The sequence below is a fragment of the Halomonas sp. LS-001 genome, from assembly GCF_052983955.1.
On the sequence record NZ_CM129816.1, the window covers coordinates 1975235 to 2000956 of the forward strand.

Genomic DNA, 25722 nt, shown 5'->3' on the forward strand with positions numbered 1-25722 from the left:
AACAATGCTTTAGCCAACATAAAAGCATGCAATTTAACTTACCGGGGTCATTTGACCAAGGACTATAAACGTCTTGCAGGTTCGCATACGATCAACTAGTCTTTCGTTTGTGAAAAGAAAAGTAAAAAACCACAACACCAAATAACGCTTAAAACCACAAAATCTAATAAAAACGACGTCAGCGAGATTCGCATGTCATTACATCTGCAACACATCGATCATATCGTCGGTGGTGAAACCCATATAAGCGGCATTGACCTGGAGCTTGAACCTGGCTCTTTCAATGTTTTGCTGGGAAGAACCCTGGCGGGTAAAACCACCTTGATGCGCCTGATGGCCGGCCTTGAGCCACCAACACGGGGGCGAATCAAGATGGATGGCAAGGACGTAACCGGGGTTTCTGTGCGCCATCGCAACGTTTCCATGGTCTACCAACAGTTTATCAATTACCCCAGCCTTAACGTCTATAACAACATTGCCTCACCCCTTAAACTGGCCAAAGCCTCCAAACTGGAAATTGACAAGCGCGTACGCGAAACCGCTGCCATGCTGGGCATTGACCACTTGCTGGACAGATTGCCGCTGGAGCTCTCCGGTGGTCAACAACAACGCACCGCCATGGGGCGGGCTCTCGTCAAGGATGCCGACCTGATTCTGTTTGATGAGCCTTTGGTTAATCTTGATTACAAACTGCGTGAAGACTTGCGTGATGAGTTGCGTGACTTGTTCAAGGCACGTAACTGTATTGCCGTGTATGCCACCACTGAGCCCAATGAGGCGCTGGCGCTAGGCGGCAACACCGCGGTACTGCATGAAGGCAAGCTGCTGCAATATGGTTCCACCGAAAGGATCTATCGCGAACCCAACGGCATTTTAAGTGCCGAGATGTTTTCTGAACCGCCGATCAATATCGTACCCGGCCACCTGACCGCCGAAGAAATCACCTTTGACCAGGACATTCACTTCCCCTGCGATGAGGCGTTACGCAACCTGCCAGCCGGGGAATATCGTTTTGGTGTTCGTGCGTCGCATTTGAGCATGCAACCCAACTCAGCCGATGACCTTGAGCTGGAAGTCAGCGTTGACGTGGCGGAAATCAGTGGTTCGGAAACCTTTCTTCACGTCCATCACAGCCTGTTCCCTCTCGTCCTCCACTTGACCGGCATCCACACTCCGAAGGTCAACGAGCGGTTAAAAGTGTACTTCCCTATCCACAAGCTGTTCGTGTTTGACCAGCAGGGCAATATTGTTCATACGCCGGAAACACGGGGAGGTGCTCACCATGGCTGAGATCGTACTGAAGACCCTTGCGCACACCTACAGTGCCAACCCGCAATCACCTGAAGATTACGCGATTCGCCAGATGGAACACGTCTGGCATCAAGGTGGCGCTTATGCACTGCTGGGGCCATCCGGCTGCGGCAAGTCGACGTTATTGAATATTATTTCCGGACTGCTCGAACCCTCTGAAGGCGATGTCCTGTTTGATGGCCAGCGCGTTAACGAACTGCCACCGGAAGAACGCAATATTGCTCAGGTTTTCCAGTTTCCGGTGATCTACGACACCATGACGGTGTTTGATAACCTCGCCTTTCCCCTGCGCAATATCAATATTCCGGATCACTGTATAAGGCCAAAGGTCGAAGAAGTTGCGGATATTCTGGAACTAACGCCAGTGCTCAAACGGAGAGCCAAGGGGCTGACAGCCGATGAGAAGCAGAAGGTGTCCATGGGGCGTGGTCTGGTGCGCGATGATGTTTCAGCCATTCTTTTCGACGAACCGCTGACCGTTATCGACCCACAGTTGAAGTGGAAATTACGCCGCAAGCTGAAAGAGATCCATCAGCGTTTCAACATCACCATGATCTACGTGACTCACGACCAGTTAGAGGCAGCGACGTTTGCCGACAAAATTGCCGTGATGTACGAAGGTCAGGTGGTTCAGTTCGGCACCCCGCAGGAATTGTTCGAAACGCCCGCTCACACCTTTGTTGGCTACTTTATCGGCAGCCCCGGTATGAATTTTTTCGATGTTCAACATCGTGATGGCAACGTCATTTTTGCAGACATGTCCCTACCCATTCCGCAAACCTTTGTTGATGCCATTGCCAGCACCGACAGCACCAACGTGAAGATAGGAATTCGTCCCGAGTTTATCTCTGTGCATAACAACAAACGTGAAAACGCCCTGCCCGCTCGCATACGTCAGGTGCAGGATCTGGGCACTTACTCGATTGTTACGTTTGAGCTGGGCGGCCAGACCTTCAAGGCGCGCCTGACAGAAGGACATCCTGAATTCGGTGACGACATCTATCTCACCTTTGACCCCAACCAGTTAGGGCTGTTTGTCGATGAATACCGGGTGGAGGTTACCTCATGAATAAAGTCTATAACAATCGCGCCTGGCTACTGGTTTTACCAATGCTGGTGCTGGTGGCCTTTTCTGCCATCATTCCCTTGATGACCGTTGTGAACTATTCCGTTCAGGACGTGCTGGGTCCGCACGCAAGCTTCTTCACCGGTACCGAGTGGTTCCGGACCATGTTGAATGACCCGTCCCTGCAATCCGCATTCGGCCGGCAGATCCTGTTTTCATTGATCATTCTGGCCATTCAAGTTCCGTTGGGGATCGGAATTGCCTTGCTCATGCCGAAACAAGGCTGGCAGGCATCGGCCGTTTTGATCCTGATTACCCTGCCCCTGCTAATTCCGTGGAACGTGGTCGGCAGTATCTGGCAGATATTTACGCGTGGTGACATTGGCCTGATGGGCTGGAGCCTGCGCGAGATCGGAATCGATTACAACATTACCCGTAATGGCAGCGATGCCTGGTTCACCATTGTTCTGATGGACGTCTGGCACTGGACACCCCTGGTCGCGATGCTTTGCTACAGCGGCTTGCGCTCCATACCGGAAGCTTATTATCAGGCAGCTCGCATCGACCGCGCGTCGAAGTGGGCGGTATTCCGCTACATTCAGCTGCCCAAGCTGACTAATGTGCTGGTCATCGCGGTACTGCTGCGTTTCATGCACTCCTTTATGATCTACGCCGAGCCTTTCGTTCTGACCGGCGGTGGTCCGGGCAGCTCAACGACCTTCCTGACGCAGTCGCTTGCCACCATGGCCATCGGCCAACAGGATTTAGGGCCTTCTGCTGCTTTCTCGATCATTTACTTCCTCGTCATTCTGCTGGTGAGCTGGGTGTTCTACACCACCATCATGCATATGCAAAAAGACAAGAATTCACAGGGAGGCGCGTGAGATGGCTTACCAAATTGAAAACACCCAGCAGGGTGAAAAGTACAACACGATTTTCAGCAAGGTGCCGGCCGCTGAGCGACGCAAGCGTAACTCACGCTCCCGGTTGAGAAAACGGATACTGCTCGGCACCTATATTGTGCTTCTGATGCTGCCGATCTACTGGCTGCTCAATATGTCGCTGCAGACCAACAGCGAGATTCTGGGGTCAATGACCCTATGGCCCAAGAACCTCACTTTCGATAACTATATCGGCATCTTCACCAATTCCAGCTGGTATATGGGGTATGTCAACTCCATCTTGTACGTGGTGATGAACATGATCATTACCATGCTGGTGGCACTGCCTGCCGCCTATGCCTTTAGCCGTTACAAGTTCATAGGTGACAAACACCTGTTCTTCTGGCTGCTGACCAACCTGATGGCGCCACCGGCGGTATTCCTGCTGCCCTACTTCCAGCTGTATTACTCAGTCGGGCTGTTTGATACGCATATTGCGGTCGCCCTGGCGCACTGCCTGTTCAATATTCCGCTGGCTATCTGGATTCTGGAAGGCTTTATGAGCAGTGTGCCCAAGGAAATTGATGAAACGGCTTATATCGACGGCTATAGCTTTCCGAAGTTCTTCGTCAAGATTTTTATCCCCATGATCAGCTCAGGCATAGGCGTCGTCCTATTCTTCCTGTTCATGTTCTCGTGGGTGGAACTGCTGCTGGCACGCACACTGACCTCTACAGATGCTCAGCCCATCGGCATGATCATGACCCGAACTTCGACGGCATCTGGTATCGACTGGGGCACCCTTGCTGCTGCTGGCATGTTGACGATAGTGCCCGGCATTCTGGTGGTTTACTTCGTACGTAATCATATCGCCAAGGGCTTCGCCCTGGGCCGCACCTAAGAGGAGGAAATCTCATGTCCTGGATGGTATGGACTTTACCAACGGCTATTTTCTTTTCTTCCATTGCGGCCATGCTGGCAGGCATGACGATCTGGGAACTGCGTTCACCGAGCATAGAAAGAAAAGGCTTTTTACCTATCCCAACAACCCGTGGCGATCGTTTGTTTATCAGCCTGTTGTCGGCTGCCTTCATTCACCTGGGCATTGTTGGCTTTACCACATGGCCACTATTACTGGCATCCGCCATTTCAGTTGTCTGGCTTCTTGTGCTGATGCGCTGGGGGTAAAACCCGCATGCTCACAAGTGTGAGAAACCAGGCGATTCAGGAAAGCTCCAACGGCAAGGATGCCTGTTTGTAAGAAAAGTAGTACCAACGCCAGTCTTGATTAAATGTCTGGTTGATAACTCCTCAACGTAAAACGAGGTCATCATGCAACACAATAATTTCAAAAAGCACGTCAACGTCAGTGGATTCAAACTCACCACGCTGGCAGCAAGTTTAATGCTTGCGTCAGGGTCTCTATTCGCCGATAACCACGATGCTCGCGCCATTGCCGAACGTCTGGTCGACGAACATTTCCAAAATTCGACTCTCTCTCGTGAAGAGCAGATTGAAGAGCTGGTGTGGTTTGCCGAAGCTGCCGAGCCCTTCCGCGGCATGGACATTCAAACCGTTGCGGAAGGCCTGACCACGCACGTGTATGAAAGTGAAGTGCTGGCCGAAGCCTTTGGTGAACTAACCGGCATCAATATTACCCACAACATTATCGGTGAAGGTGATGTGGTCGATACCATGCAGAACCAGATGCAGTCGGGAAACAGCATCTATGATGGTTTCGTCAACGATACTGATGCGATTGGCACACATATCCGCTATGGCACCACCATCAACCTGAGCAATGCCATGGAAAACGAGTGGGCAGATTACACGCTGCCAACACTCGACCTGGATGACTTTATCGGCCTGCAGTACGGCACCGGTCCGGATGGCAGCCTTTTCCAGCTGCCAACCCAGCAGTTTGCCAACCTCTACTGGTTCCGCTATGACTGGTTCCAGCGCGAAGATTTCCAGGAGCAGTTCCGCGACATCTATGGTTACGATCTGGGCGTACCGACCAACTGGACGGCCTACGAAGATATTGCCGAATTCTTTAGCGAGCACGTTGGCGAAATCGACGGCACCAAGGTGTACGGACATATGGATTATGGCCGTCGCGACCCATCACTAGGCTGGCGCTTCCATGACTCCTGGCTTTCCATGGCAGGCATGGGTAGCCCGGGCGTTCCTTCCGGCAACCCGGTGGATGACTGGGGTATCCGGGTCAATGAAGACAGCCAGCCGGTGGGTGCCAGCGTCAGCCGTGGCGGTGCCACTAATTCGCCTGCCTCTGTCTTTGCAATGCAGAAAGCCGTTGACTGGCTTGGCGACTATGCGCCCCCCGAAGCCCAGGGCATGACCTTTGGTGAAGCTGGCCCGGTACCGTCACAGGGTCATATTGCCCAGCAAATATTCTGGTACACCGCCTTCACTGCGGACATGACCGATCCCGCTGTCGCAGTGACCGACGATGAAGGCAACCCGCTGTGGCGTATGGCGCCGTCTCCCACTGGCCCGTATTGGGAAGAAGGCATGAAAGTCGGCTATCAGGATGTAGGCGGCTGGACCTTCTTTGACTCTACCCCGGAAGACCGCCGTACGGCCGCCTGGCTGTTCGCGCAGTTCACCGTTGCCAAGAGCACCTCGTTGGAAAAACTCATCGCTGGCCTCACACCGATTCGTGAATCTGACATCTTTTCTGACCAGATGACCGAAATGGCACCCAAACTGGGCGGCCTGGTGGAGTTCTACCGCAGCCCCAACGAATCCAACTGGACGCCAACCGGCACCAACGTACCTGACTATCCGCGTATGGCACCGCTGTGGTGGCAGAACCTGGCGCCCGTCATGAGCGGTGAAGTCTCCGCTCAGGAAGGGCTGGATAGCCTCGCCGCCGACATGGATAACACCATGCACCGCTTGGCTCGCGCCAATGTATTTGAAACCTACGCGCCAAGCCTTAACGAAGAGCGCGACCCCGAGTACTGGTTGAACATGGAAGGCTCACCCAAAGCGAAGCTCGATAACGAAATGCCTCAGGGAGAAACCATTCCCTATGAAGAAATGATGGAAGCATGGATGTCAGCAGGATCGCGCTAATACCTGCATGGCGAACCCCAAGGGGTTCGCCAGCCATTAAGCGCAAAACGCTGGTTTTTGTATGACACCAGCTTGAGTTTTACTTTGCGGCTCTCCAGGCGAGCTACTTTTGCCAGAGAGCCGCTTTTACCAACGCACGGATGCTCAAACGGAAAACCTTGCCTTCGTTGGGCAAAACGAGGCTATTTCTATTCAGCAATGGGTCACTTATGAAACTTCGCAATAGCAACCTTGATAAGCTGGCTAACGACGATTTCGACGTCCTGATCATCGGCGGTGGAATCAACGGTGCCTCAGCAGCCGCAGCGCTGGCAGGCAAAGGGGCCAAGGTAGGTCTGATCGACCGCGGTGATTTTGCTGGCAGTACCAGCATGCACTCCTCCAATCTGGTTTGGGGCGGCATTAAGTATATGGAGAGTAAGGATTTCGGCCTGGTGCGTAAATTATGCAAAAGCCGTAATCATTTAATCAAAAACTATCCTTCCACTGTGGAGGAGATTCGTTTTCTAACTACCATCAGCAAAGGGTTCCGCCATCACCCCGGTTATCTCTACGCGGGCACCTGGCTTTACTGGTTGATGGGTAATGCGTTTACCAAAATTCCCAAGCTGTTTACGTCCAAAGGGATTAAAACCGCCGAACCAATTATCAATACCGAAAATGCCGTCGGGGGCTTCGAGTACTCCGATGCCATTTTGCATGACAACGACGCGCGCTTTGTCTTTAACTTCATTCGTCACGCCATCGATTATGGGGCCAGCATTGCCAATTATGTGGAATCCAGTGGTGCCAGCTTTGAAAATGGCCACTGGACCGTTCAGGCACGTAATGTGATTGATGGGACCACCTTCCCTATCCGCGCCAAGGTGCTCGTCAACGCCGCAGGCCCCTGGGTAGATCAGCACAACAACTTGACCGGACAGAAAACCGAGCACCAGCACGTGTATTCCAAAGGGATTCATCTCATTGTGCCGCAGCTGACCGACTCCAAACGCGTACTGGCATTTTTTGCCAACGATGGTCGACTGTTTTTTGTTATTCCCATGGGCAATCGTACCTGCATTGGCACCACGGATACTCAAATGGAGAATCCGGAAGTCGATGTCACCCAGGAAGATATTGATTTTGTCTTGGAAAACATCAATACACGACTGACGCTGGAAAAGCCCATCACAACGGCCGATATTATTTCTACCCGCTGTGGCGTGCGCCCTCTGGCAATTAAAGCCAGCCAGGGCAACAAACGGGATTTCCTGCAAATATCACGTAAACATGTGGTCGACACCAACCCGGAAAGTGCACATATCAGTATATTCGGCGGCAAATTAACTGACTGCTTGAATGTCGGCGATGAAATTACCGATGAAGTTCGCAATCTGGGCGTGGACATTCCCTTCCCCGATTACAAATGGTATGGCGAACCGCCTGAAGCCGTGAAACATGAATTCATTCAGCAGGCAGAGCGTATGGGGCTGGATGCCATGACACCGACGACATCGTCTGAGCCACTTAGCAAGCGGTTATGGCGACGCTACGCGGCCCAGTCGCTGGACATGCTTGAACAGATTCGCCAGGACCCGCGGGAAGCTGAACTGCTGATTGAGGGCACCGAATATATCCGCTGTGAGCTGCGCCAGACACACCGCAGTGAAATGATCACCAAATTGGACGATTTCCTGCGGCGTCGAGCCAAAGTCTCGCTGGTGGTCTCGCATGACGAGCTTCGCCATTCAGAAGGCTTGAAAGAAGCCTGCCGCATGTTATTTGGCGATCAGGCGGATGAGCAATTCAATGAATACTTTGACAAGGTGCCGGATACAGCGCGTTTTACTGATAGCGACCAGCCAGTCGCCAGTGCTTAAACAGCCTTTATATAGATAAAAACCCCACTGGCATTTATTAATGCCAGTGGGGTTTTTGGTTGCTATCTATTCGATGAGCTCTACCTATCTTACTAGTTGGATTTTACCCGTGCGACAGCATCCTGCCAGCCTTGATACAAGGTTTCTCGCGTGGTTTCATCCATTGTCGGCGTAAAACTCGATTCGCACTGCCATAGCTGTTGAATTTCATCGAGGCTCTTGTACCAGCCCAACCGTAACCCCGCCAGATACGCGGCGCCTAATGCCGTGGTTTCCAGCACGGCTGGCCGGTCAACGTCCACACCCAGCATATCGGCAAGAAACTGCATGACCCAGTTGTTCCTGACCATCCCCCCATCCACGCGCAATCTGCCTGGTGTGGCTGACATATCATCATTCATGCAGTTCTGCAGGTCACGGGTCTGATAGCACACAGCCTGCAGGCCTGCCGCGACGATTTCGGCAATGCCGGTATCTCGGGTTAACCCTAAGATGGCACCGCGAGCCTTGGGGTCCCAGTGGGGAGCGCCCAGGCCTGTAAAAGCAGGCACCAGATACACGCTGTGCCCTGCCCGAGTCTCTTTGGCCAGAGCTTCGGTTTCCGCTGCATCCGCAAACAGGTTAAGGCCATCACGCAGCCACTGCATTGTGGCACCGGCAACAAAAATACTGCCTTCCATGGCGTACGTTGGCTTACCGTTCAGGCGATACCCCACTGTGGTCAATAAGCGGTTACGTGACGTCGCCGGTTCGTCGCCGGTATTGACGATCATGAAACAGCCGGTGCCATAGGTGCTTTTGCCCATACCCGGCGTGAAGCATGCCTGACCAAATAACGCGGCTTGCTGGTCTCCGGCAACACCGGCAATCGGCAGTTCAGCCCCCAACCACTGTTTGGCCAGAGTGCCAAAGTCATCGCTGGAATCCTTGACCTCGGGAAGCAGACTAGCAGGAATACGAAACAGCGAGAGCAACTCGTCATCCCATTCCTGACGGTGAATATTGAAAAGTGCTGTACGTGAAGCATTGGTGGCATCCGTGACGTGCCGTTGACCGTTGGTCAAACGCCAGATAAGGAAGCTGTCCACGGTGCCAAACGCCAGCTCTCCACGCTCTGCCCGCTCACGGGCACCGTCTACATTATCCAACACCCAAGCGATTTTTGTTGCCGAAAAATAAGGATCAATCAATAAACCGGTACTGGCTTGTACCGTCTGTGTATGCCCCTGGTCACGTAAGGTTTCACAAATATCAGAGGTACGACGGTCCTGCCAGACAATGGCATTGTAAATTGGTTTACCGGTTTTACGGTCCCACACAATGGTGGTTTCACGCTGATTGGTAATCCCGACGCCAGAAATTTGTTGAATGTCGATATTGGCTTTGGCTATCACATTACGACAGGTATCAAGCACACTTTCCCAAATATCGTCCGGGTTATGCTCAATCCAGCCGTCATGGGGGAAATGTTGCGGAAATTCCTGTTGGGCCACACTAACAACCTGACCCTGACGATCAAACAGAATGGCACGTGAGCTGGTAGTGCCTTGATCAATGGCGAGTATATAAGATGACATGGTAGTTTCGCTTTGTTTTGTTGGTTTTCGTTTTATTACATTGCAAGGCTACTTTACCGCTTTCAAAGGCTCAAGTCCGAAAGTGCAGGTTCTTTCAATATCAGAGCTTTTTAGCTTGCCATCAATATCGATCAGGCAATATGCAGTGCTACATCGTGCTGGGTCAGTAGTTGCATGATGGACTCAGGTGGCTGGCGGTCCGTGAACAAGGCGTCCAGTTGGGCAATATTGCCCTGACGCACCACAGGGTTACGGTGAAACTTGGAGAAGTCAGCCGCCAGGTAGACTCGCCGTGAATTGGCAATAATGGCTTGTGCAACTCTCACTTCCTGGTAGTCAAATTCCAGTAAAGAGCCATCTTCATCAATGCCACTGATACCGATAATGCCGTAGTCGACCTTAAACTGATTAATGAAATCAATGGTGGCCTCACCAATAATCCCCCCGTCTCTGGAGCGCACCTGCCCGCCCGCAACGATAACGGTGAAGTCTTCCTTGTGCTGCAAAATGGCCGCCACGCTTAAGTTATTGGTAATAATCTCCAGCCCGCGATGCTCCAAAAGTGCTTGGGCGATAATCTCGTTACTGGTGCCAATATTAATAAATAGCGAAGAATGATCAGGAATACTGGATGCCAGACGACGCGCAATCCGTTCTTTTTCTTCCAGGTGCAAAGTTTTACGGGTGCTGTAGGCCGTGTTGACGGTACTTGACTCTATGCCGGCCCCACCATGCACCCGGCGAATCCTCCCTTCATCCGCCAGCGTATTCAGATCACGCCGAATGGTTTGAGGCGTCACCGCAAAATGCTCTGTCAACTGCTCAATGCTGACGTAGCCGTGCTGGCGTACAAGTTCCACAATAGCATCTTGCCGGAAGTGTTGGTTCATAACCTGGCCTGTTTGTTATGTTCGCTTTTAAGCAGCAAGCGTAGCAAAATTTTCCTGTTTAGATAGGCCATCGCCACAGAATCATTGGTATAGCGACCAGCATAACCACTATCGAAAGTGGCAAGCCAAGCTTCCAGTAGTCGCTGAACCGGTACCCTCCCGGACCAAGCACCAGCGTATTGGATTGATGGCCAATCGGCGTCAGAAATGCACACGAGGCACTCACCGCCACCACCATCAGGAATGGGTCAAGCGAAGCGTCAAACCCTCGTGCCAGGCTGGTTGCAATAGGCGCCATCAACAGGGCGGCGGCGGCATTGTTGATCACGTTGGAGAGCAGCATGCAGAGCAGAAAAAGCCCAACCAGCGTAATCGGTACCGGCCAACCGCTCCCCAGCAGCAAGAGGTTATCGGCAATCAGAGCGGCACCTCCGCTGGTTTCCAATGCCTGGCCTACTGGGATCATCGCTCCCAGCAAGACAATAACCGGGCCGTCTATCGCCTGATACCCTTCACGCAACGGCAAAATACCAATCAGTAGCGATATCAGAGCGGCTGAGCTTAGTGCGACAGCGGCGGGCAGCAAGTCCATCAGCATCGCCATGATAGCCAATGCAAAAATGCCGATGGAAAGCAGTAGTTTCCGTGGTTGCCCCAACTGCAATGCTCGATTGGCCAACGGCAGGCAACCTAAGGTCGCCAGGTTTTCATGCATTTCATCCTCATCGCCCTGGAAGAGCAACACATCGCCCGATTGAAAGCGAACATCCCGCAAACGCTGCTTAAGACGTTCACCATCTCGGGCAACCGCCACCAGATGCAGATCAAACTGATGATGCAACCTGAGCTGGCGTACGCTGCGATTAATCATCATCGAATCGGTGCGCACCACAGCTTCGACTAACTGCAACCCTTCAGTATCTACTTCGGTCTTGTTTGCTTCGCTTTCTGCGTCATCCTTGACGCCAAGCACACTGAGCCCCAGTTTATCTTCAAGCAACTTCAGCTCTTCTGGTTCAGCCTCTAGCAGCAAAATATCATCCACCTGCAAGGCACCATAAAACGCTGTCCCGGGGTGTCGCTTATCACCGCGTAACACGGCAAGAATCGGCAACGACTCGTCAAGCTCGTTACGTAGTTGTTGCAGCGTAAGGCCATTAGCCTTGGCATCTTCATTAATCTGCAGTTCAACCAGGTAGAGGGCGGTATCAAACATGTCTTGTGTTGACGCTTTACCGGCGCGCTTAGGGGTCAGGCGCCAACCAATCAATACAATGAACAGCAGCCCGGCCAGCGCCACCGCTGCGCCCACGGGGAAAAAACTGAACATACTGAACGTTTCACCCGTGAGGTTGCCGCGATAACTGGAAATAATGATGTTCGGCGGCGTTCCAATCAGTGTCGTCAATCCCCCCAGCAGCGAACCAAACGCCAGCGGCATTAATAGTAAGGAAGGTGACGTATTGTGTTCGCGGGCAAGACGCATGGCGACAGGTAATAACAAGGCCAGTGCGCCTACGTTGTTCATCACACCGGAAAGCACGACCACGGTGCCGACCAACACAGCCAGCTGCAGTAACAGTCTTTCACCCACTTTCAACACTTGATCAGCAATAAGATCCACCACACCAGAACGCTCAAACCCACGGCTTAGAACCAGTACTGCCGCTACGGTAATGACGGCTGGATGCCCAAAACCACTGAACGCCTCCTGTGCTGGCACCAGACCCAACATGACAGAACCTAACAGCGCTGCCAGAGCCACCAGGTCATACCGAAAACGTCCCCAGATAAAAGCCATCAGGGTAAGACCCAACACGCCAAACACCAGGGTGCTGGGCGTCAGAGAAGCCAGGCTTGTCGTCAACAGACTGTTTTCCATGCGGTATCCACTTTCAGGAGGTCATCATGAGAGTAAGCAAAAAGCGGGCACCTGCGCAATGCAGATGCCCGCTCTCTGTCGCTATGATGGGTATTTTGTGTCAGGTCAGTGTGACGTGACATTACCCAGCGTCGTCAGCTCAGTGATGACTAGGCTTCAGTTTCAGCCATCGCGTCTTCGCTTTCAGTGTTCTGCTCGCTGGCCTCCTGATCGTCAGCAGCGGCTTCTTCGTCAGCGCTGTCTGTCTCAGAGTTTTCAGTGTCAGCTTCCTGTGCGGCACCACCAGCTTCCTGAGTGGTATCTGTCTCTTGTGAAGCACCATCGGTTTCCTGAGCGCTGTCAGCCTCTTGTTCAGCACCGTCAGATTCCTGAGCACTGTCAGCCTCTTGTTCAGCACCGTCAGATTCCTGAGCGCTGTCAGCTTCTTGTGCAGCACCGTCGGTTTCCTGAGCACTGTCAGCCTCTTGTGAAGCACCGTCAGATTCCTGAGCACTGCCAGCTTCTTGTGCAGCACCGTCAGATTCCTGAGCGGCATTATCGTCTTCTTGCGTTTGCGCACTAGACGCATCAGTGCTGCTGCTTTCAGTGCTTGATGCCTCAGCGGCCAGGGCCGGCACATCGCCTTGAGCGGTATCGTCAACCTCTGCCAGACGTGATTCCAACGTGCTCAGCTCTTCACGCCAGTTCTGCAGCTGCATTTCCAAACGCTCAAGCTGTGCTTCACGCTGATCAATATTGCTGTTAACAGTGCCCAGCTCTTCCCGACCGATTTCCAGGGCAACCTGTAGATCGTTGAACTCGGTACGGGCTTCTTCAAGGCTTGCCTGCTCTTCTTCACGCTGAGCGGTCAAACCTTCAATTTCTGACTGTAACGCATCGCGCTCATTGGTCAGGGTGTCGCGCTCTTCTACCAGCGCATTCCGTTCCTGCTCAATCGTGGAAATTTCTTCCTGAAGTGCTTCAAGCTGGCCATTAGCTTCCTCAATCTGGGTGTTGAGGCCTTCCATATCAGCTTCCGCCTGCTTACGTGCTTCTACCGCTGCCTGACGCTCGTCTTCCGCCTGCTGACGTGCTTGCTCGGCTTCCTGGCGGGCACTTTCTGCTGACTGACGTGCTTTTTCAGCTTCCTGGCGGGCTGCCTCTGCCTCGTCACGTGCCTGTTCCACCTGGGCAAGCTCGCTATTAAGCTCTTCAAGACTGGCTTGCCGTGTCTCAATGTCGCTGGTCAGCGAGGCAATTTCCTGTTCTAGCGACTCACGCTGCTCGTTCAGCGATGCCAGTGCATCTTCCGCTTCGGTAATGGAGGCTTGAATCGATGACAGATTTTCCTGCGCACTCGCCTGCTGCTCTTCCAATGCGGCCATTTCTTCCTGCATGGCCGACAGATTAAGCTCGGCTTCTTCTACCTCGGAAAGCTCGGACCTCAACTCCTGGCGAGATTGTTCAGCCTCTGCGAGCTGGCCTTCTACCATATCAATGCGATCTGCACGAGACCCCGCGCTGGATTGAGCAATGACTGCCCAGATCACCGCTATTGCCGCGATACCGGCAATACCTCTCACCCGGTTATCCTTCATCAGAGTTGTCATATCAGGCTTAGCAGCAGGCGCTGGAGCGGCACCCGATGTATTGGCTGACGTGTGGCTGTTCTTATCGGAAGACTGGTTATCAGAAGAATTGTTAGTATCTGACATGGATGCTTCTCTCTCTCGTGGGCGCTGCTCGTTAATGCAACAAGGCATGGCAGCGAACGGTGATTGGCAAACGAAAAAAGCGTTACCCTTACAGCATACACAGCTGTGCGGCGCTGGCTAGTCACAAGGAAGCGCTTAACGTTAAATTCTCTTACGTTTGGACCATTCCAGGCCCATTTCGCTCTTCAATCGCCACCTGCAACCTCGCCTTTCACTCACTCCTGCAAAGGCAATTAATCCTTGCACAGACAATCAACCTTTCCTGCGTTAAAGTGCACATGACCTTGGTGGCGGATGATGGCCATTGCTATACCCTGACGCACCGGCGTTGATGGGATCAAACCAGTTCAAGTTGGCGTTAAGCGCCACGACACCGCCAACCACCAGCAGTGAGGGCGATGTCACTTCACCACGATAATATCCCTTCGGGAGCGATGAGAGCGTACCTGTGTGAACACGCTGATGACGGGTAGTTCCCTGAGAAATCAAAGCCATTGGTGTCTGCGCAGACAAACCATGCGCAACCAGAGATGAGCAGATCGTTTCCAGGTTGCCAAGCCCCATGTAAAACACCAGTGTCTGGCCTGGCTGTGCCAGACAAGGCCAGTCCAGTTCTCCACCGTGTTTCAGGTGCCCTGTCACAAAGCGCACCGATTGCGCGTAGTCTCTATGGGTAAGGGGAATTCCGGCATAAGCGGCGCAGCCGGAAGCGGCGGTGATGCCTGGGATCACTTCTACGCTGATATTGTGGCTGACCAATGTTTCCATTTCTTCGCCACCCCGCCCAAAAATAAATGGGTCTCCCCCTTTCAGACGAACAACCGTGCGACCCGCCAGTGCCCAGTCCACTAATGCCTGATTAATGCCTTCCTGTGCTACGCTGTGATTAGAGTGGGCTTTACCAACATAATACTTGTTGGCATCGGCAGGGATCAGCGCCAGAATTTCTTCGCTCACCAGACGATCATAAAGAACCACATCGGCCGATAGAATTCGCCGATAGGCTTTAAGCGTCAGCAGCTCAGGGTCTCCCGGCCCAGCACCGACGAGACTGACACTCCCAGGGCGCTGTGCTGGAATACGATCTAAAAAACAGGTTCGACCTAAACCGGTACGATCTACACAGGTACGATCTACACAGGTACTCTCTGGAAACGACACCCCATACCTCACATCAAGAAAGAGCTATAAAAAAAGAGCTATAAAAGGCCACGTTAGCCTTTATTGTAAAGAATAAAAAAGAATATATAATAAGATTTATATTCAACACAGGAATAAGCATGCATTCCTGTGTGACTGATTGTTGTTAATGCCTGATTCATTTCAGGTTCTTCATTCCTAGTGTTTAAGGAGTTGACCATGACTCATAGCGAACAGTCCTCCAGCCAGCCAGCTACCCTCATGACCCTGGACGCCTGCCTGCAGAAAGCAGCAGAAACGCTTCCAGAGTGGCAGATTATCGACCGCGATGGCATCATGAAGCTGACACGCCGTTTTGCCTTTAATGACTTTGCCGGTGCTTTGGCCTTCACTCAACGAGTAGGCGAGTTGGCTGAGCAGGCGGGGCATCACCCCATGATTACGACTCAATGGGGTAGTACAACCGTGACCTGGTGGTCACACGATATGGGCGGTCTGTGTCAAAACGATTTCATTCTTGCCGCCAAAACTGACGAGGTAGCCAACTAAAATGTTTGAGCATATTGAGCGAGTCCCTGGAGATGCCATTCTTGGGCTGATCGAAGCTTTCAAAAAAGATACCAATCCCCAGAAGGTTGACCTTGGCGTAGGGGTCTATCGCGATTCACAGGGCAATACGCCAGTGATGCGTGCCGTCAAGGAAGCGGAAGCTCGCCTGCTCAAGAATGAAACGACCAAAACCTATATTGGTTCGCATGGCGCGCCTGAATACGGCAATGCCGTGCTGCCAATGGTGTTGGGTGCAGAATCTCCTGTATTGGAAGCCAAGCGTGCCAGCGCGACGCAGTCTCCCGGTGGCACCGGCGCACTTCGCCTTGCCGCAGACTTTATTGCGGCACAGCTGCCAGATAAAGGTATCTGGGTCAGCGATCCGACCTGGCCCAACCACCTGGGCATTTTCTCTGCGGCTGGCATCAAGCTTCAGAAATATCCGTATGTCGATGCGGATAACCGTCTGGATTTTGACGGCATGCTGGCAGCGCTAAAACAGATTCCGCAGGGTGACGTTGTCGTGCTACACGCCTGCTGCCACAACCCGACCGGTTTTGATCTTTCCCAGCAGCAGTGGCAAAGCGTGCTGGAAGTGGTTCGCGAGCGTAGCCTGCTGCCATTGATCGATTTTGCTTATCAGGGCTTCGGCGCCGGGCTGGATGAAGATGCCTATGGTGTTCGCCTGATGGCGGAACAGCTCGATGAGGTCATCATCACCAGCTCGTGCTCGAAGAATTTCGGTATCTATTGTGAGCGTACTGGCTGCCTGATCATGGTGGCAAAAGATACGGAGCAGATGGAAAATGTTCGCTCACAGATTGCCATTGTGGCCCGTGAGAACTATTCCAACCCGCCAGCTCATGGCAGCGCCATTGTCAGCGAGATTCTTCATGACGCAGAACTGTCTGCCATGTGGCGTGAAGAGCTCACCGAAATGCGTGACCGGATTAACACCTTGCGTCGCGATTTTGTGGAAGCACTAAAGCCTTACGGCCTCGACCAGAAATATGCCTGTGTTGCCGAACAGCAGGGTATGTTCTCTTACACAGGGCTGACGCCTGAACAGGTTGATCGTCTGCGCGATGAATTCGGGATTTACATGGTCCGTTCAGGCCGCGCTAACGTCGCCGGCTTCTCGCATGAAAATCTGCCTTACCTTGCCAAGGCCATTGCCGCCGTCAACGAATAAGTACGACACCCGCAGGAAAAAACGCCCGAGACTGTCTCGGGCGTTTTTACGTTATATGCCATCTATCCAGCGTTATACCCACCTTCCGCATCTAAACGACGAGGCTACCAATGTCGGCTGCCAGAACCCCTTACCCCTGGTACAAGAAAGAAGACACTGACGCTTTCTTTGCCCTTTTTCAGAACAACATTGCCAACTTTGTGATTATCGCCATCACCATGCTGGGAATGGGGTTTCCTGCTGATATTGTTTACGGCCAGGTGCTACCCGGCGCGGCAGTTGCCGTTATGGCGGGGAATTTCTACTACGCCTGGAGCGCTTCACGCCTGGCCCGTAAGGAAAACCGCAATGATGTGACGGCGCTTTCCTACGGCATTTCCACCCCGGTCATGTTTGTTTTCCTGTTTGGCGTGCTATTACCCGCCAAACAGCTCACGGGGGATGCCGAATTAGCCTGGAAAATTGCCGTAGCGGCCTGTTTTATCAGCGGCGCCATAGAAACCTCTATCAGCTTCATTGGGCGATGGGTGCAGCATCACTTGCCTCGCGCTGCCATGCTGGGCGCTGTTGCCGGTGTGGCATTAACGTTTATCGCCGGTGAAATGCTGTTCAAAACATTGGAAATGCCGATCATTGGCTTGGTGGTGTTAACGCTGATTATTGTCGGGCTGGTCGCTCGGGTCAGCATGCCATTTCGCCTACCTACCTCGCTTTTTGCCATTATCATCGGCACGTTAATGGCCTATGTCATTGGCGATGCAGGCAGCGAACGCTTTAGTGATGCCTTCACGCACCTCGGCTTTTACCCGTTGTTACCTAATCTTGCCTGGTATGAAGGCATGAGCTTGCTGTTTACCGGCATGCTCGCCGTGTTAACCGTGGTTTTACCGATCACTCTGTATAACGCCATTGAAACCATGAACAATGTGGAAGCCATGGAAGCGGCGGGCGACGCCTATGACGTCAGAGAATGTCAGGCCGTTGATGGAGCCGGTACCATGATAGGCGCCTTGTTTGGCGGCGTTTTCCCTACCACGGTGTACATTGCCACCGTAGGTGCCAAGTGGATGGGAGCTGGACGCGGCTATAGCCTGCTAAATGGTGTCGCCTATGCCATTGCGACCATGTTTGGTCTGATCGCCGCCCTGGCAGCCATCATTCCCGTCTCGGTGGTAGCGCCGATTCTGGTGTTTGTGGGTATTTCCATGATTGCCACGGCCTTTCAGGCCAATGATACGCGTCACTACCCCGCTGTCGCACTCGCCATGCTGCCCTACTTTGCCAACTACGTGATGACGCGCTTCAATCGCGGCGCAGAGGACGTGGTCAGCGACATATCCAATGCCATCGTGATTATGGGCCAGGGTGCCATGTTTATGGCGATTTTCCTGGGGGCGGTGACCGTATCGGTCATTGACCACCAGTTCCGTCGCGCCGCTGCTTTTGCGGCAACCGCCGCGGCCTTTTCGTTTGTCGGCTTGATGCACGCTCCGAAACTGTCTTTTAACGCGGCACCGGATTTCGTTATGGGCTATCTGATCATGGCGGCGATGCTGATGTATTTCGAATGGCAGCAGCGTCGCCAGCCGTAAATAATGCCAGACCGTGATCAGCCTGCCATCGAATTACGGCTGGCAGGCTGATCCTCTGGTTGACGCTTTGGACTGGACAGAATGCGAACCAGCACACGCCAGGCCATAATGCCTGCCAGTAGATTACCCAGCGCGGCCCCCATGGCGATTCCTGACCACCCGCCCAGCGCAGACCCTACCCAGATACATGGCAAATAGCAGATAAATAGTCGTGCAGCGGATAGCAACATGGCGCGTAAAGGCCATCCCAGGGCGTTACCCGCTGAAACAACCAGCATACAGACACCTAATGCCGCGTAACTGGGCAATAGAAACCGTATCAATAACGTCAATGCTTCCTGGACGGCCCTTTCACCGGTCAGTGCAGCCGCCACCCATGGCGCAATGATAGCCAGCAATATGCCCAGCCCCAGCTGCCAGACTAACGCCACTTTCAGCGCCAGGCTCATCAAACGATGAATCTGCCCCCAGTCATCCGCGCCATAACAACGCCCAAGCCAGGGTGGCAATGACATCGTCAACGCCAGAATGGCCATCAGGGAAACGGTTTCCAGGCGGCTTGCCAAGCCCCACGCCGCCACATACGTCTCCCCAAGAGAAGCAACGACGGCTATCGCCAGCATTGCAGCCAGTGGCGGCATCAACTGGCCAATCATGGCAGGCCCGGCAATCTGCATAAAAGGGCCAACCGAGGTTCCGGCTTCCTGGCGAAGCCCAGTAACACTTAACCAGCGGCGTAGCATCAAGCGCCGTCCGGTAATCAATAAGCCCGTTGTAAACGCGATGGCAGTTGCCCAGGCAGCGCCGGGTAGCCCTAGCCCCTCCCATGAACCGATACCAAAAATCAGCAGAGGGTCCAGCGCCAGATTGACAGCACTGCTGACCACCATCATCTTGCCAGGCAGATGCGTGTCGCCATGGGCACGAAACAGGCTGTAAACAAAGTAAAGTAAAGCGCCCAGCCAAGCGGATAAAAGCTGTGGCCACCAGTAACGGTGAATGTAGCCAAGCGTGGCGCCATCGGCACCTAGCTGAACAAAAATTTCAGTTTGAAAACTGCCCAACACTATCACCAGCAGAGCAATAACGCCGCTGCCTATCATCAGCACCAGGCTACCCAGACGCTTGGCACGCACCTCATCACCTGCGCCGATGGCACGTGAGATGAGCGCAGCAATCGCAATTCCCATCCCCACCTGCACGCCAATAATCAAAAATGATAACGGAAAGGTAAAGGACTGTGCTGCCAACGGTGCAGTACCCAAACGAGCAATAAAGGCACTATCGACCAGCTGAAATCCCAGCAACGCAAGCACACCAATCGCCATGGGCCACGTTTGCTGCCAAAGCGTTTTACCTAAACGCTGTTGAGACGCGATGTTGATGACGCATCCTCCAGAACTCGAATTATTAAAACTAAAAAGCCACCACCGCATTCAGCAGTGGTGGCTAGTATCATGACAGAGCCGTATTACTGGCGAACACCTTCAAACGTGACATAAAGTTCAAGGGTATGCATTGACTCAGGAAAACTGCTCATGTCGATGCCGAAATCGCCAAGCACGAGTTCAGTGCTGCCTTCAAAACCAGCACGATAGTTGCCCCAGGGGTCTTCGCCTTCGCCCATCAGGGTAACAGGCATTTCGATGCTTTGCGTTTCACCATGCAGGGTAAGGTCCCCGGTCACAACACCTGACTGCTCGTCTGTTGCTTCAAACGCTGTCGATGTAAAGGTTGCCGTTGGGTATTCGTCTGCGTTGAGGAAATCATCGCTGAGAATATGGCGATCCCGCTCAGCATGGTTGGAGTTCAGGCTATCAATCTGAATCTCCATGTTAACTGCGGAAGCGTCCAGGTTTTCAGGATCGTACTGGAACTCACCATTAAACGTCTCAAAGCTTCCCAGAATATAGGAAAAGCCCAGATGGCTTATTTTGAACTGAACAAATGCGTGCTGGCCTTCAGTATCAATCACGTAATCGTCGGCCTGAGCCTGGCTAAGCGGTACCAGTGCTGCCGCGATAATTGCAGTGGTCATTGCTGTTTTCTTGAACATTATCATCTTCCTTTCGTGGGTTTTGATTTTTGCTGAATTTGCTTCCTGCTATTCATCACGCTCGGAATAGCGAGGACTGAGCATACGTTTAAGGGTCGTGTGGCCATCCCGATAGTGGTGTTTTAAAGCGGCCAGCATATGCCCCGCCGCCAACACCATCAGCGCCAGCGCGCTATACCAGTGAATATCACCCGCCAAACTCGCCTGGTTAGGTAAACCATGAAGGGTGGCAGGTACATCAAACCAACCGAACACACTGATTGGACTACCTTTAGCCGTCGACATTAGATAACCGCTGATAAAAACTGACAACAGTAGAACATACAGCAACATATGGCCTGCATGGGCCGCCAATGCTTCCCAGCGTTTGCCTTCGGCGACCGGTGTGGGCTGGCATAAACGCCAGACCATTCTCAACACAATAAAACCAAACAGTAATATACCAATCGAACGATGGACCCATGGCCCCTGGTTATACCAGGGGTCGTAGTAGCCAAGCCCTGTCATCCACCAACCGAGGATGAACAAACCGATAATAGCGATAGCACTCACCCAGTGCATGAAGATGGTGATTATGCCCCAACCGGTTTGACTGTTTTTCCACATAGCAACGTCCTTGGTGTGAATGCTTGCGTATTCAAAACTAGACTCTTAAAAACCAGGTTCTTAAAAACCAGGCCCTTAAAAATCGAGCTATTCCAAAACAGCAGGATAGACCCTCTCCTGCCGTTGTTCAGATACGTCATGGTAGCGTTCTAACGCGGAAGAAACCGCTGAAAAAAGCTGAATGCTTCATTCGTAAAAAACGTTTCAGTCAACTTGTACTGCACAAACGAGCTAAAAAAACCGGGCGATTGGAGGCCCGGTTTTTTGCCAGAGTTTGTGCCGACTTAACGCGCTAATGCATCCAGACCACGTGCCAGATCGTGCTGGATATCGGCCTGACTTTCGAGCCCCACCGCGATACGGATCATACCGTCAGTAATCCCGGCCGCGTCACGCTGAGCCTCTGACAGTCGGCCATGAGTGGTCGTCGCGGGATGGGTAATCGTGGTTTTAACGTCGCCCAGATTGCCGGTAATGGAAAGTAAGCGAGTAGCATCAATCACCTGCCAGGCACCCTGTTGTCCATTAACCACTTCAAAGCCCAATACAGCGCCAAAGCCGGACTGCTGTCGCTTGGCCAAAGCGTGCTGAGGATGGGTTTCCAACCCGCTGTAGTAGACCTTGATGACGGCAGGATGCTGCTCAAGCCACCTAGCCAGTGTCAACGCCTGCTCACAGTGAGCTTTCATGCGTAAAGACAGTGTTTCCAGCCCCTTGGTAAATATCCAGGCATTAAAAGGGCTCATGCAGGGCCCACAGGTACGCACCACACCAAACACTTCTTCAAGCAGGGATTCACTGCCCACCACAGCACCGCCGACAGCCCGCCCCTGGCCATCAAGGTATTTGGTCGCGGAGTGAATCACCAGATCTGCTCCAAGTGCCAGCGGCTGCTGAAGCGCTGGTGTCAGAAAGCAGTTATCAATGGCCAAAAGCGCACCATGACGCTTGGCAAGTGTCGCCAATGCGGGTATGTCAGCAATTTCAGACAGTGGGTTTGATGGTGTTTCAGCAAACAGAAGTTTTGTTGCCGGTGTGATGGCCGCTTCCCAGGAGGCTAAATCCGAGAGTTCCACATAACGGGTCGTAATCCCGAATTTGCCAAGGTACTTATCAAACAGGCTGACCGTTGAACCGAACAGGGAGCGGGAGGCAACGATTTCGTCCCCGGTTGATAGCAGCGCCAGTGCCGTCGACAGGATCGCGGCCATACCCGAGCTGGTCGCAACACAACGCTCTCCGCCTTCAAGGGCGGCCAAACGGCGCTCGAACGTTCGTACCGTCGGGTTGGTAAAACGCGAGTACACATTGCCCGGTTCTTCACCATTGAATTTGCGCGCAGCTTCAGCAGCACTCCCGTAAACAAAACTGGACGTTGGGAAAATCGGTTCTGCGTGTTCCTGCTCTGCAGTACGGTCGTGACCCGCACGAAGTGCCAGGGTTTCCTGTGACCAGGCTAACTCATCATCGTGCATGAAAGATTCCTTGTAGTCGGCGTTCAGTCATCCAGATCGTCATCCTGATTGTGCATATCGACCAGCGCGTGATCTCCGGCGCTGTGATCCTTGGCAGAATCATTCCGGCTTTCTTCAAGCGCTTGCAGATAGGCGCCATCGATATCGCCGGTGACGTAGTTCCCGTCGAATACTGAGCAATCAAACTCATCAAGCGCTGGGTTGACCTCGCGACAGGCTGCTTTGAGATCTTCCAGGTTCTGATAAAACATCCGGTCTGCACCAATCAGTTCGCCAACCTCTTCTTCACTGCGGCCATGAGCAATCAGTTCAGAGGCAACTGGCATGTCGATGCCGTAAACGTTCGGAAAGCGCACCGGAGGCGCAGCAGAAGCGAAATAGACATTTCGCGCACCGGCATCGCGGGCCATCTGGATAATCTGTTTGCAGGTTGTGCCGCGTACAATCGAATCATCTACCAAGAGAACATTCTTGTCCTTGAACTCGACATCAATGGCATTGAGCTTCTGGCGCACGGACTTTTTACGCTGGGTCTGCCCCGGCATGATGAAGGTACGCCCGATATAGCGGTTCTTCATAAAGCCTTCACGATAGGTCACGCCCAGATGCTGTGCCATTTCAAGCGCTGACGTGCGCGAGGTATCCGGGATCGGAATCACCACGTCAATGTCATGGTCCGGCCATTCGCTCAGGATAAGGTCGCCGAGCTTACGCCCCATCTGCATACGGGTGCCGTACACATAAGCGCCATCCAACAGCGAGTCCGGCCGAGCCAGATACACATGTTCGAAAATGCAGGAACGCAATACCGGACGATCAGCACACACCTGAGTATGGATATTACCCTGCATATCCACAAAAATGGCTTCACCCGGCGAAAGATCGCGAACCAGTTCGAACCCCCCGACATCCAGCGCAACGGATTCAGAGGCGATCATGACTTCCTGCTGACCATCGACTTCGCGGGTACCAAAGACCACTGGACGGATACCGAAAGGATCGCGAAACGCCACCATGCCAAAACCATTGATAATCGCTACCGCTGCATAACCGCCCTGGCAGCGACGATGAACACGGCGGACCGAATCAAAAATATCTTCCGCTTCCAGGTGTAGCCCCTGCTTGCCTAACTCGTGAGCAAACACATTAAGAAGCACTTCAGAATCGGAGCTGGTGTTGATGTGACGTAAATCGGTTGAGAACAGTTCCTGCTTCAACTGATCAGAATTCGTCAGGTTGCCATTATGTGCCAATGCAATTCCGTACGGCGAATTGACATAAAACGGCTGTGATTCAGCTTCGCTGGAGGAACCAGCGGTTGGGTAGCGCACATGCCCAATGCCCAGATTCCCTTTCAGCCGTGCCATATGACGGGTATGGAACACGTCGCGCACCAGTCCATTGCTCTTGCGCAGTAAAAAGCGTCCTTCGCTCCAGGTCATCATTCCCGCAGCATCCTGGCCTCGGTGCTGAAGTACGGTCAAGGCATCATAAATCGCCTGGTTAACCGTTTGCTTGGCCAGAAGGCCCACTATACCGCACATACTATTACCTCACTCGATACGATGGCACGGGTTACTAAACGTTGTTGCTATATCGCCCATGGCGATACTGTCGATGTTTCTTGATCAATAGCTATCAAATTCAATAGCTGGGTCAGCTGGCATCTCGGCCGGGTAATCCAGGCAACGGAATCTCTTTTAATGAATCCGGCGCCTGAGGAAGCTCCCCATCCCACTGGTCAAGCTGACTTAACGCCCATTCTCGAAGCTGTTCAAAAGTAGGCCGTAACGAAGCTTCCTGCCAGGCCTGCAGTTCTACCAGCGGCGTTAACGTAAGCAATACAGTAACTACCACCAGAATGGCAGCACCACGAGCCGCCCCAAACACAGCCCCAGCCAGGCGGTTCAAAAAGCCCATACCGACCCAGACAATAGCGGCATGCAGCAGGCGGATAACAATGCCACACAGCAAAATCACCGCAAAAATAACCAGAACAAATGCCAATACCAAGCGAGCATCAGCATTATCGATAAAATCTGCCAGCAGTGCGGCCACGGGTTCTGCCAATACGCGAGCCACTAAAAGAGCAACTACCCAGGCCGCTAACCCCAACGCCTCGCGAACCAGTCCGCGGGTAAAACCGGCCAGCGTCGATAACGCCAGCACAGCGAGAAAAAGTGTATCAATCCATGTCAGCGACATTAATCAGTCTCTCACACGTACAAGCAGACCTTGATAATTCGCTCGCTCTTTAACCAGCGCCATTGCACGCTCACCTTCGGCCGAGGAAGCAAACGGGCCAACAAGGACAGCGGTCAGGTCAGCGTTGCGCTCACGCGTGAAGACGCGAAACCCTTCCCCTTCAAGTTCCTGTATCAGACGCTGAACATTTTCGGGGTTGCCGAAACTGCCGATCTGAACACCCCAGTCCCCTTCAGGGCTTGCGGCTGGAATCGCAGAGTCATTTCCAGAACTGGATGATGCTGGGCTTGGCTCAGGTTCAGGCGCTGGCTCAGGCGTAGGCGCTGGTGCCGGCTCTGGTTCTGGTGCCGGTGCCGGTGCGGGAGCAGGCTCGACATCAACAGGCGCAGGGGAAACAACATCGCTTTGATTAGAGGACGACGCAGTGCTTGCCAGGTTGATGCTTTCCGGCTGCTCCGGAGGTGCAACTTCCTGGCGCGGCACCTCTATCGGTCGCTCGATCGTAAACGATGGCTCCGGGCCGTCTTCCCGCGGTGTAGGCTCACTCATTAGCCAGGGCACTAAAATCACCGCTAGTGCCACCAGAATCACGATGCCGCTGATGCGTTCTGTTTTGCCGTATTTCATACTCTTCTCCTGTCTGCA

At 53.0% G+C, this 25722-nt stretch carries 22 protein-coding genes; 10 read left to right on the plus strand and 12 right to left on the minus strand.

The window, feature by feature from the left end:
• Nucleotides 1-192: 192 nt before the first annotated feature.
• The 7 genes from ACU6TU_RS08945 to ACU6TU_RS08975 all read left to right on the plus strand — a co-directional run bounded on the left by ACU6TU_RS08945 (nucleotide 193) and on the right by ACU6TU_RS08975 (nucleotide 8219).
• The gene (locus tag ACU6TU_RS08945; protein WP_447141095.1) at nucleotides 193-1290 is read left to right on the plus strand and encodes an ABC transporter ATP-binding protein; all 1098 of its coding nucleotides are present in this window, start codon (nucleotides 193-195) and stop codon (nucleotides 1288-1290) included.
• Entirely contained in the window at nucleotides 1283-2380 is a 1098-nt protein-coding gene (locus ACU6TU_RS08950) for an ABC transporter ATP-binding protein (protein WP_447141096.1), read from the plus strand. Before ACU6TU_RS08945 ends, ACU6TU_RS08950 begins: the two co-directional genes overlap by 8 nt.
• Nucleotides 2377-3261 (plus strand): carbohydrate ABC transporter permease, encoded by an 885-nt coding sequence (locus tag ACU6TU_RS08955; RefSeq protein ID WP_447141097.1) that lies wholly within the window; start codon nucleotides 2377-2379, stop codon nucleotides 3259-3261. Before ACU6TU_RS08950 ends, ACU6TU_RS08955 begins: the two co-directional genes overlap by 4 nt.
• Before the next feature lies 1 nt (nucleotide 3262).
• Complete coding sequence (locus ACU6TU_RS08960) at nucleotides 3263-4159, plus strand: carbohydrate ABC transporter permease (protein WP_447141098.1); 897 nt, start codon at nucleotides 3263-3265, stop codon at nucleotides 4157-4159.
• 14 nt (nucleotides 4160-4173) lie between these two features.
• Complete coding sequence (locus ACU6TU_RS08965) at nucleotides 4174-4446, plus strand: DUF2160 domain-containing protein (RefSeq protein WP_447141099.1); 273 nt, start codon at nucleotides 4174-4176, stop codon at nucleotides 4444-4446.
• A gap of 144 nt (nucleotides 4447-4590) precedes the next feature.
• Nucleotides 4591-6357, plus strand: a complete 1767-nt coding sequence (locus ACU6TU_RS08970; protein WP_447141100.1) for an ABC transporter substrate-binding protein — start codon at nucleotides 4591-4593, stop codon at nucleotides 6355-6357.
• A gap of 209 nt (nucleotides 6358-6566) precedes the next feature.
• Nucleotides 6567-8219 (plus strand): glycerol-3-phosphate dehydrogenase/oxidase, encoded by a 1653-nt coding sequence (locus ACU6TU_RS08975; RefSeq protein ID WP_447141101.1) that lies wholly within the window; start codon nucleotides 6567-6569, stop codon nucleotides 8217-8219.
• 92 nt (nucleotides 8220-8311) lie between these two features.
• On the opposite strand, the gene glpK is transcribed toward ACU6TU_RS08975, so the two are convergent.
• The 5 genes from glpK to cobA form a co-directional block, all read right to left on the minus strand.
• Nucleotides 8312-9796, minus strand: coding sequence for a glycerol kinase GlpK (glpK, locus tag ACU6TU_RS08980; RefSeq protein ID WP_447141102.1), 1485 nt, complete (start codon nucleotides 9794-9796; stop codon nucleotides 8312-8314).
• A 131-nt stretch (nucleotides 9797-9927) separates the two neighbouring features.
• On the minus strand, nucleotides 9928-10686 hold the full coding sequence (locus tag ACU6TU_RS08985; RefSeq protein ID WP_447141103.1) for a DeoR/GlpR family transcriptional regulator: 759 nt from the start codon (nucleotides 10684-10686) through the stop codon (nucleotides 9928-9930).
• Between the two features lie 58 nt (nucleotides 10687-10744).
• Complete coding sequence (locus tag ACU6TU_RS08990) at nucleotides 10745-12568, minus strand: SLC13 family permease (RefSeq protein WP_447141104.1); 1824 nt, start codon at nucleotides 12566-12568, stop codon at nucleotides 10745-10747.
• Between the two features lie 149 nt (nucleotides 12569-12717).
• Complete coding sequence (locus ACU6TU_RS08995) at nucleotides 12718-14262, minus strand: kinesin (RefSeq protein ID WP_447141105.1); 1545 nt, start codon at nucleotides 14260-14262, stop codon at nucleotides 12718-12720.
• Between the two features lie 267 nt (nucleotides 14263-14529).
• Nucleotides 14530-15342: a uroporphyrinogen-III C-methyltransferase gene (cobA, locus tag ACU6TU_RS09000; protein ID WP_447144213.1), complete on the minus strand. Its 813-nt coding sequence runs from the start codon at nucleotides 15340-15342 to the stop codon at nucleotides 14530-14532.
• A 321-nt stretch (nucleotides 15343-15663) separates the two neighbouring features.
• On the opposite strand from cobA, the gene ACU6TU_RS09005 reads away from it, so the two are divergent.
• The 3 genes from ACU6TU_RS09005 to ACU6TU_RS09015 all read left to right on the plus strand — a co-directional run bounded on the left by ACU6TU_RS09005 (nucleotide 15664) and on the right by ACU6TU_RS09015 (nucleotide 18735).
• Nucleotides 15664-15951, plus strand: coding sequence for a 4a-hydroxytetrahydrobiopterin dehydratase (locus ACU6TU_RS09005; protein WP_447144214.1), 288 nt, complete (start codon nucleotides 15664-15666; stop codon nucleotides 15949-15951).
• Nucleotide 15952: 1 nt separating this feature from the next.
• Nucleotides 15953-17143, plus strand: a complete 1191-nt coding sequence (locus ACU6TU_RS09010) for an amino acid aminotransferase (RefSeq protein ID WP_447141106.1) — start codon at nucleotides 15953-15955, stop codon at nucleotides 17141-17143.
• Between the two features lie 110 nt (nucleotides 17144-17253).
• Nucleotides 17254-18735, plus strand: coding sequence for an NCS2 family permease (locus ACU6TU_RS09015; RefSeq protein ID WP_447141107.1), 1482 nt, complete (start codon nucleotides 17254-17256; stop codon nucleotides 18733-18735).
• A 17-nt stretch (nucleotides 18736-18752) separates the two neighbouring features.
• On the opposite strand, the gene ACU6TU_RS09020 is transcribed toward ACU6TU_RS09015, so the two are convergent.
• From ACU6TU_RS09020 to ACU6TU_RS09050, 7 genes are all read right to left on the minus strand, one after another.
• Nucleotides 18753-20063, minus strand: a complete 1311-nt coding sequence (locus tag ACU6TU_RS09020; RefSeq protein ID WP_447141108.1) for an MATE family efflux transporter — start codon at nucleotides 20061-20063, stop codon at nucleotides 18753-18755.
• Between the two features lie 143 nt (nucleotides 20064-20206).
• Nucleotides 20207-20791, minus strand: coding sequence for a YceI family protein (locus tag ACU6TU_RS09025; protein ID WP_447141109.1), 585 nt, complete (start codon nucleotides 20789-20791; stop codon nucleotides 20207-20209).
• 48 nt (nucleotides 20792-20839) lie between these two features.
• Nucleotides 20840-21397: a cytochrome b gene (locus ACU6TU_RS09030; protein WP_447141110.1), complete on the minus strand. Its 558-nt coding sequence runs from the start codon at nucleotides 21395-21397 to the stop codon at nucleotides 20840-20842.
• Between the two features lie 284 nt (nucleotides 21398-21681).
• Nucleotides 21682-22872, minus strand: coding sequence for an O-succinylhomoserine sulfhydrylase (locus ACU6TU_RS09035; RefSeq protein ID WP_447141111.1), 1191 nt, complete (start codon nucleotides 22870-22872; stop codon nucleotides 21682-21684).
• A gap of 23 nt (nucleotides 22873-22895) precedes the next feature.
• The gene (gene purF, locus ACU6TU_RS09040; protein ID WP_447141112.1) at nucleotides 22896-24416 is read right to left on the minus strand and encodes an amidophosphoribosyltransferase; all 1521 of its coding nucleotides are present in this window, start codon (nucleotides 24414-24416) and stop codon (nucleotides 22896-22898) included.
• 112 nt (nucleotides 24417-24528) lie between these two features.
• Nucleotides 24529-25077: a CvpA family protein gene (locus ACU6TU_RS09045; protein ID WP_447141113.1), complete on the minus strand. Its 549-nt coding sequence runs from the start codon at nucleotides 25075-25077 to the stop codon at nucleotides 24529-24531.
• Nucleotides 25078-25080: 3 nt separating this feature from the next.
• The gene (locus tag ACU6TU_RS09050) at nucleotides 25081-25704 is read right to left on the minus strand and encodes an SPOR domain-containing protein (protein WP_447141114.1); all 624 of its coding nucleotides are present in this window, start codon (nucleotides 25702-25704) and stop codon (nucleotides 25081-25083) included.
• Nucleotides 25705-25722 lie beyond the last annotated feature (18 nt).

Coding starts and splice junctions, on each gene's coding strand:
- ACU6TU_RS08945 (WP_447141095.1), top strand. CDS start 193: ATGTCATTACATCTGCAACACATCGATCATATCGTCGGTGGTGAAACC.
- ACU6TU_RS08950 (WP_447141096.1), top strand. CDS start 1,283: ATGGCTGAGATCGTACTGAAGACCCTTGCGCACACCTACAGTGCCAAC.
- ACU6TU_RS08955 (WP_447141097.1), top strand. CDS start 2,377: ATGAATAAAGTCTATAACAATCGCGCCTGGCTACTGGTTTTACCAATG.
- ACU6TU_RS08960 (WP_447141098.1), top strand. CDS start 3,263: ATGGCTTACCAAATTGAAAACACCCAGCAGGGTGAAAAGTACAACACG.
- ACU6TU_RS08965 (WP_447141099.1), top strand. CDS start 4,174: ATGTCCTGGATGGTATGGACTTTACCAACGGCTATTTTCTTTTCTTCC.
- ACU6TU_RS08970 (WP_447141100.1), top strand. CDS start 4,591: ATGCAACACAATAATTTCAAAAAGCACGTCAACGTCAGTGGATTCAAA.
- ACU6TU_RS08975 (WP_447141101.1), top strand. CDS start 6,567: ATGAAACTTCGCAATAGCAACCTTGATAAGCTGGCTAACGACGATTTC.
- glpK (WP_447141102.1), bottom strand. CDS start 9,796: ATGTCATCTTATATACTCGCCATTGATCAAGGCACTACCAGCTCACGT.
- ACU6TU_RS08985 (WP_447141103.1), bottom strand. CDS start 10,686: ATGAACCAACACTTCCGGCAAGATGCTATTGTGGAACTTGTACGCCAG.
- ACU6TU_RS08990 (WP_447141104.1), bottom strand. CDS start 12,568: ATGGAAAACAGTCTGTTGACGACAAGCCTGGCTTCTCTGACGCCCAGC.
- ACU6TU_RS08995 (WP_447141105.1), bottom strand. CDS start 14,262: ATGTCAGATACTAACAATTCTTCTGATAACCAGTCTTCCGATAAGAAC.
- ACU6TU_RS09005 (WP_447144214.1), top strand. CDS start 15,664: ATGACCCTGGACGCCTGCCTGCAGAAAGCAGCAGAAACGCTTCCAGAG.
- ACU6TU_RS09010 (WP_447141106.1), top strand. CDS start 15,953: ATGTTTGAGCATATTGAGCGAGTCCCTGGAGATGCCATTCTTGGGCTG.
- ACU6TU_RS09015 (WP_447141107.1), top strand. CDS start 17,254: ATGTCGGCTGCCAGAACCCCTTACCCCTGGTACAAGAAAGAAGACACT.
- ACU6TU_RS09020 (WP_447141108.1), bottom strand. CDS start 20,063: ATGGCGATTGGTGTGCTTGCGTTGCTGGGATTTCAGCTGGTCGATAGT.
- ACU6TU_RS09025 (WP_447141109.1), bottom strand. CDS start 20,791: ATGTTCAAGAAAACAGCAATGACCACTGCAATTATCGCGGCAGCACTG.
- ACU6TU_RS09030 (WP_447141110.1), bottom strand. CDS start 21,397: ATGTGGAAAAACAGTCAAACCGGTTGGGGCATAATCACCATCTTCATG.
- ACU6TU_RS09035 (WP_447141111.1), bottom strand. CDS start 22,872: ATGCACGATGATGAGTTAGCCTGGTCACAGGAAACCCTGGCACTTCGT.
- purF (WP_447141112.1), bottom strand. CDS start 24,416: ATGTGCGGTATAGTGGGCCTTCTGGCCAAGCAAACGGTTAACCAGGCG.
- ACU6TU_RS09045 (WP_447141113.1), bottom strand. CDS start 25,077: ATGTCGCTGACATGGATTGATACACTTTTTCTCGCTGTGCTGGCGTTA.
- ACU6TU_RS09050 (WP_447141114.1), bottom strand. CDS start 25,704: ATGAAATACGGCAAAACAGAACGCATCAGCGGCATCGTGATTCTGGTG.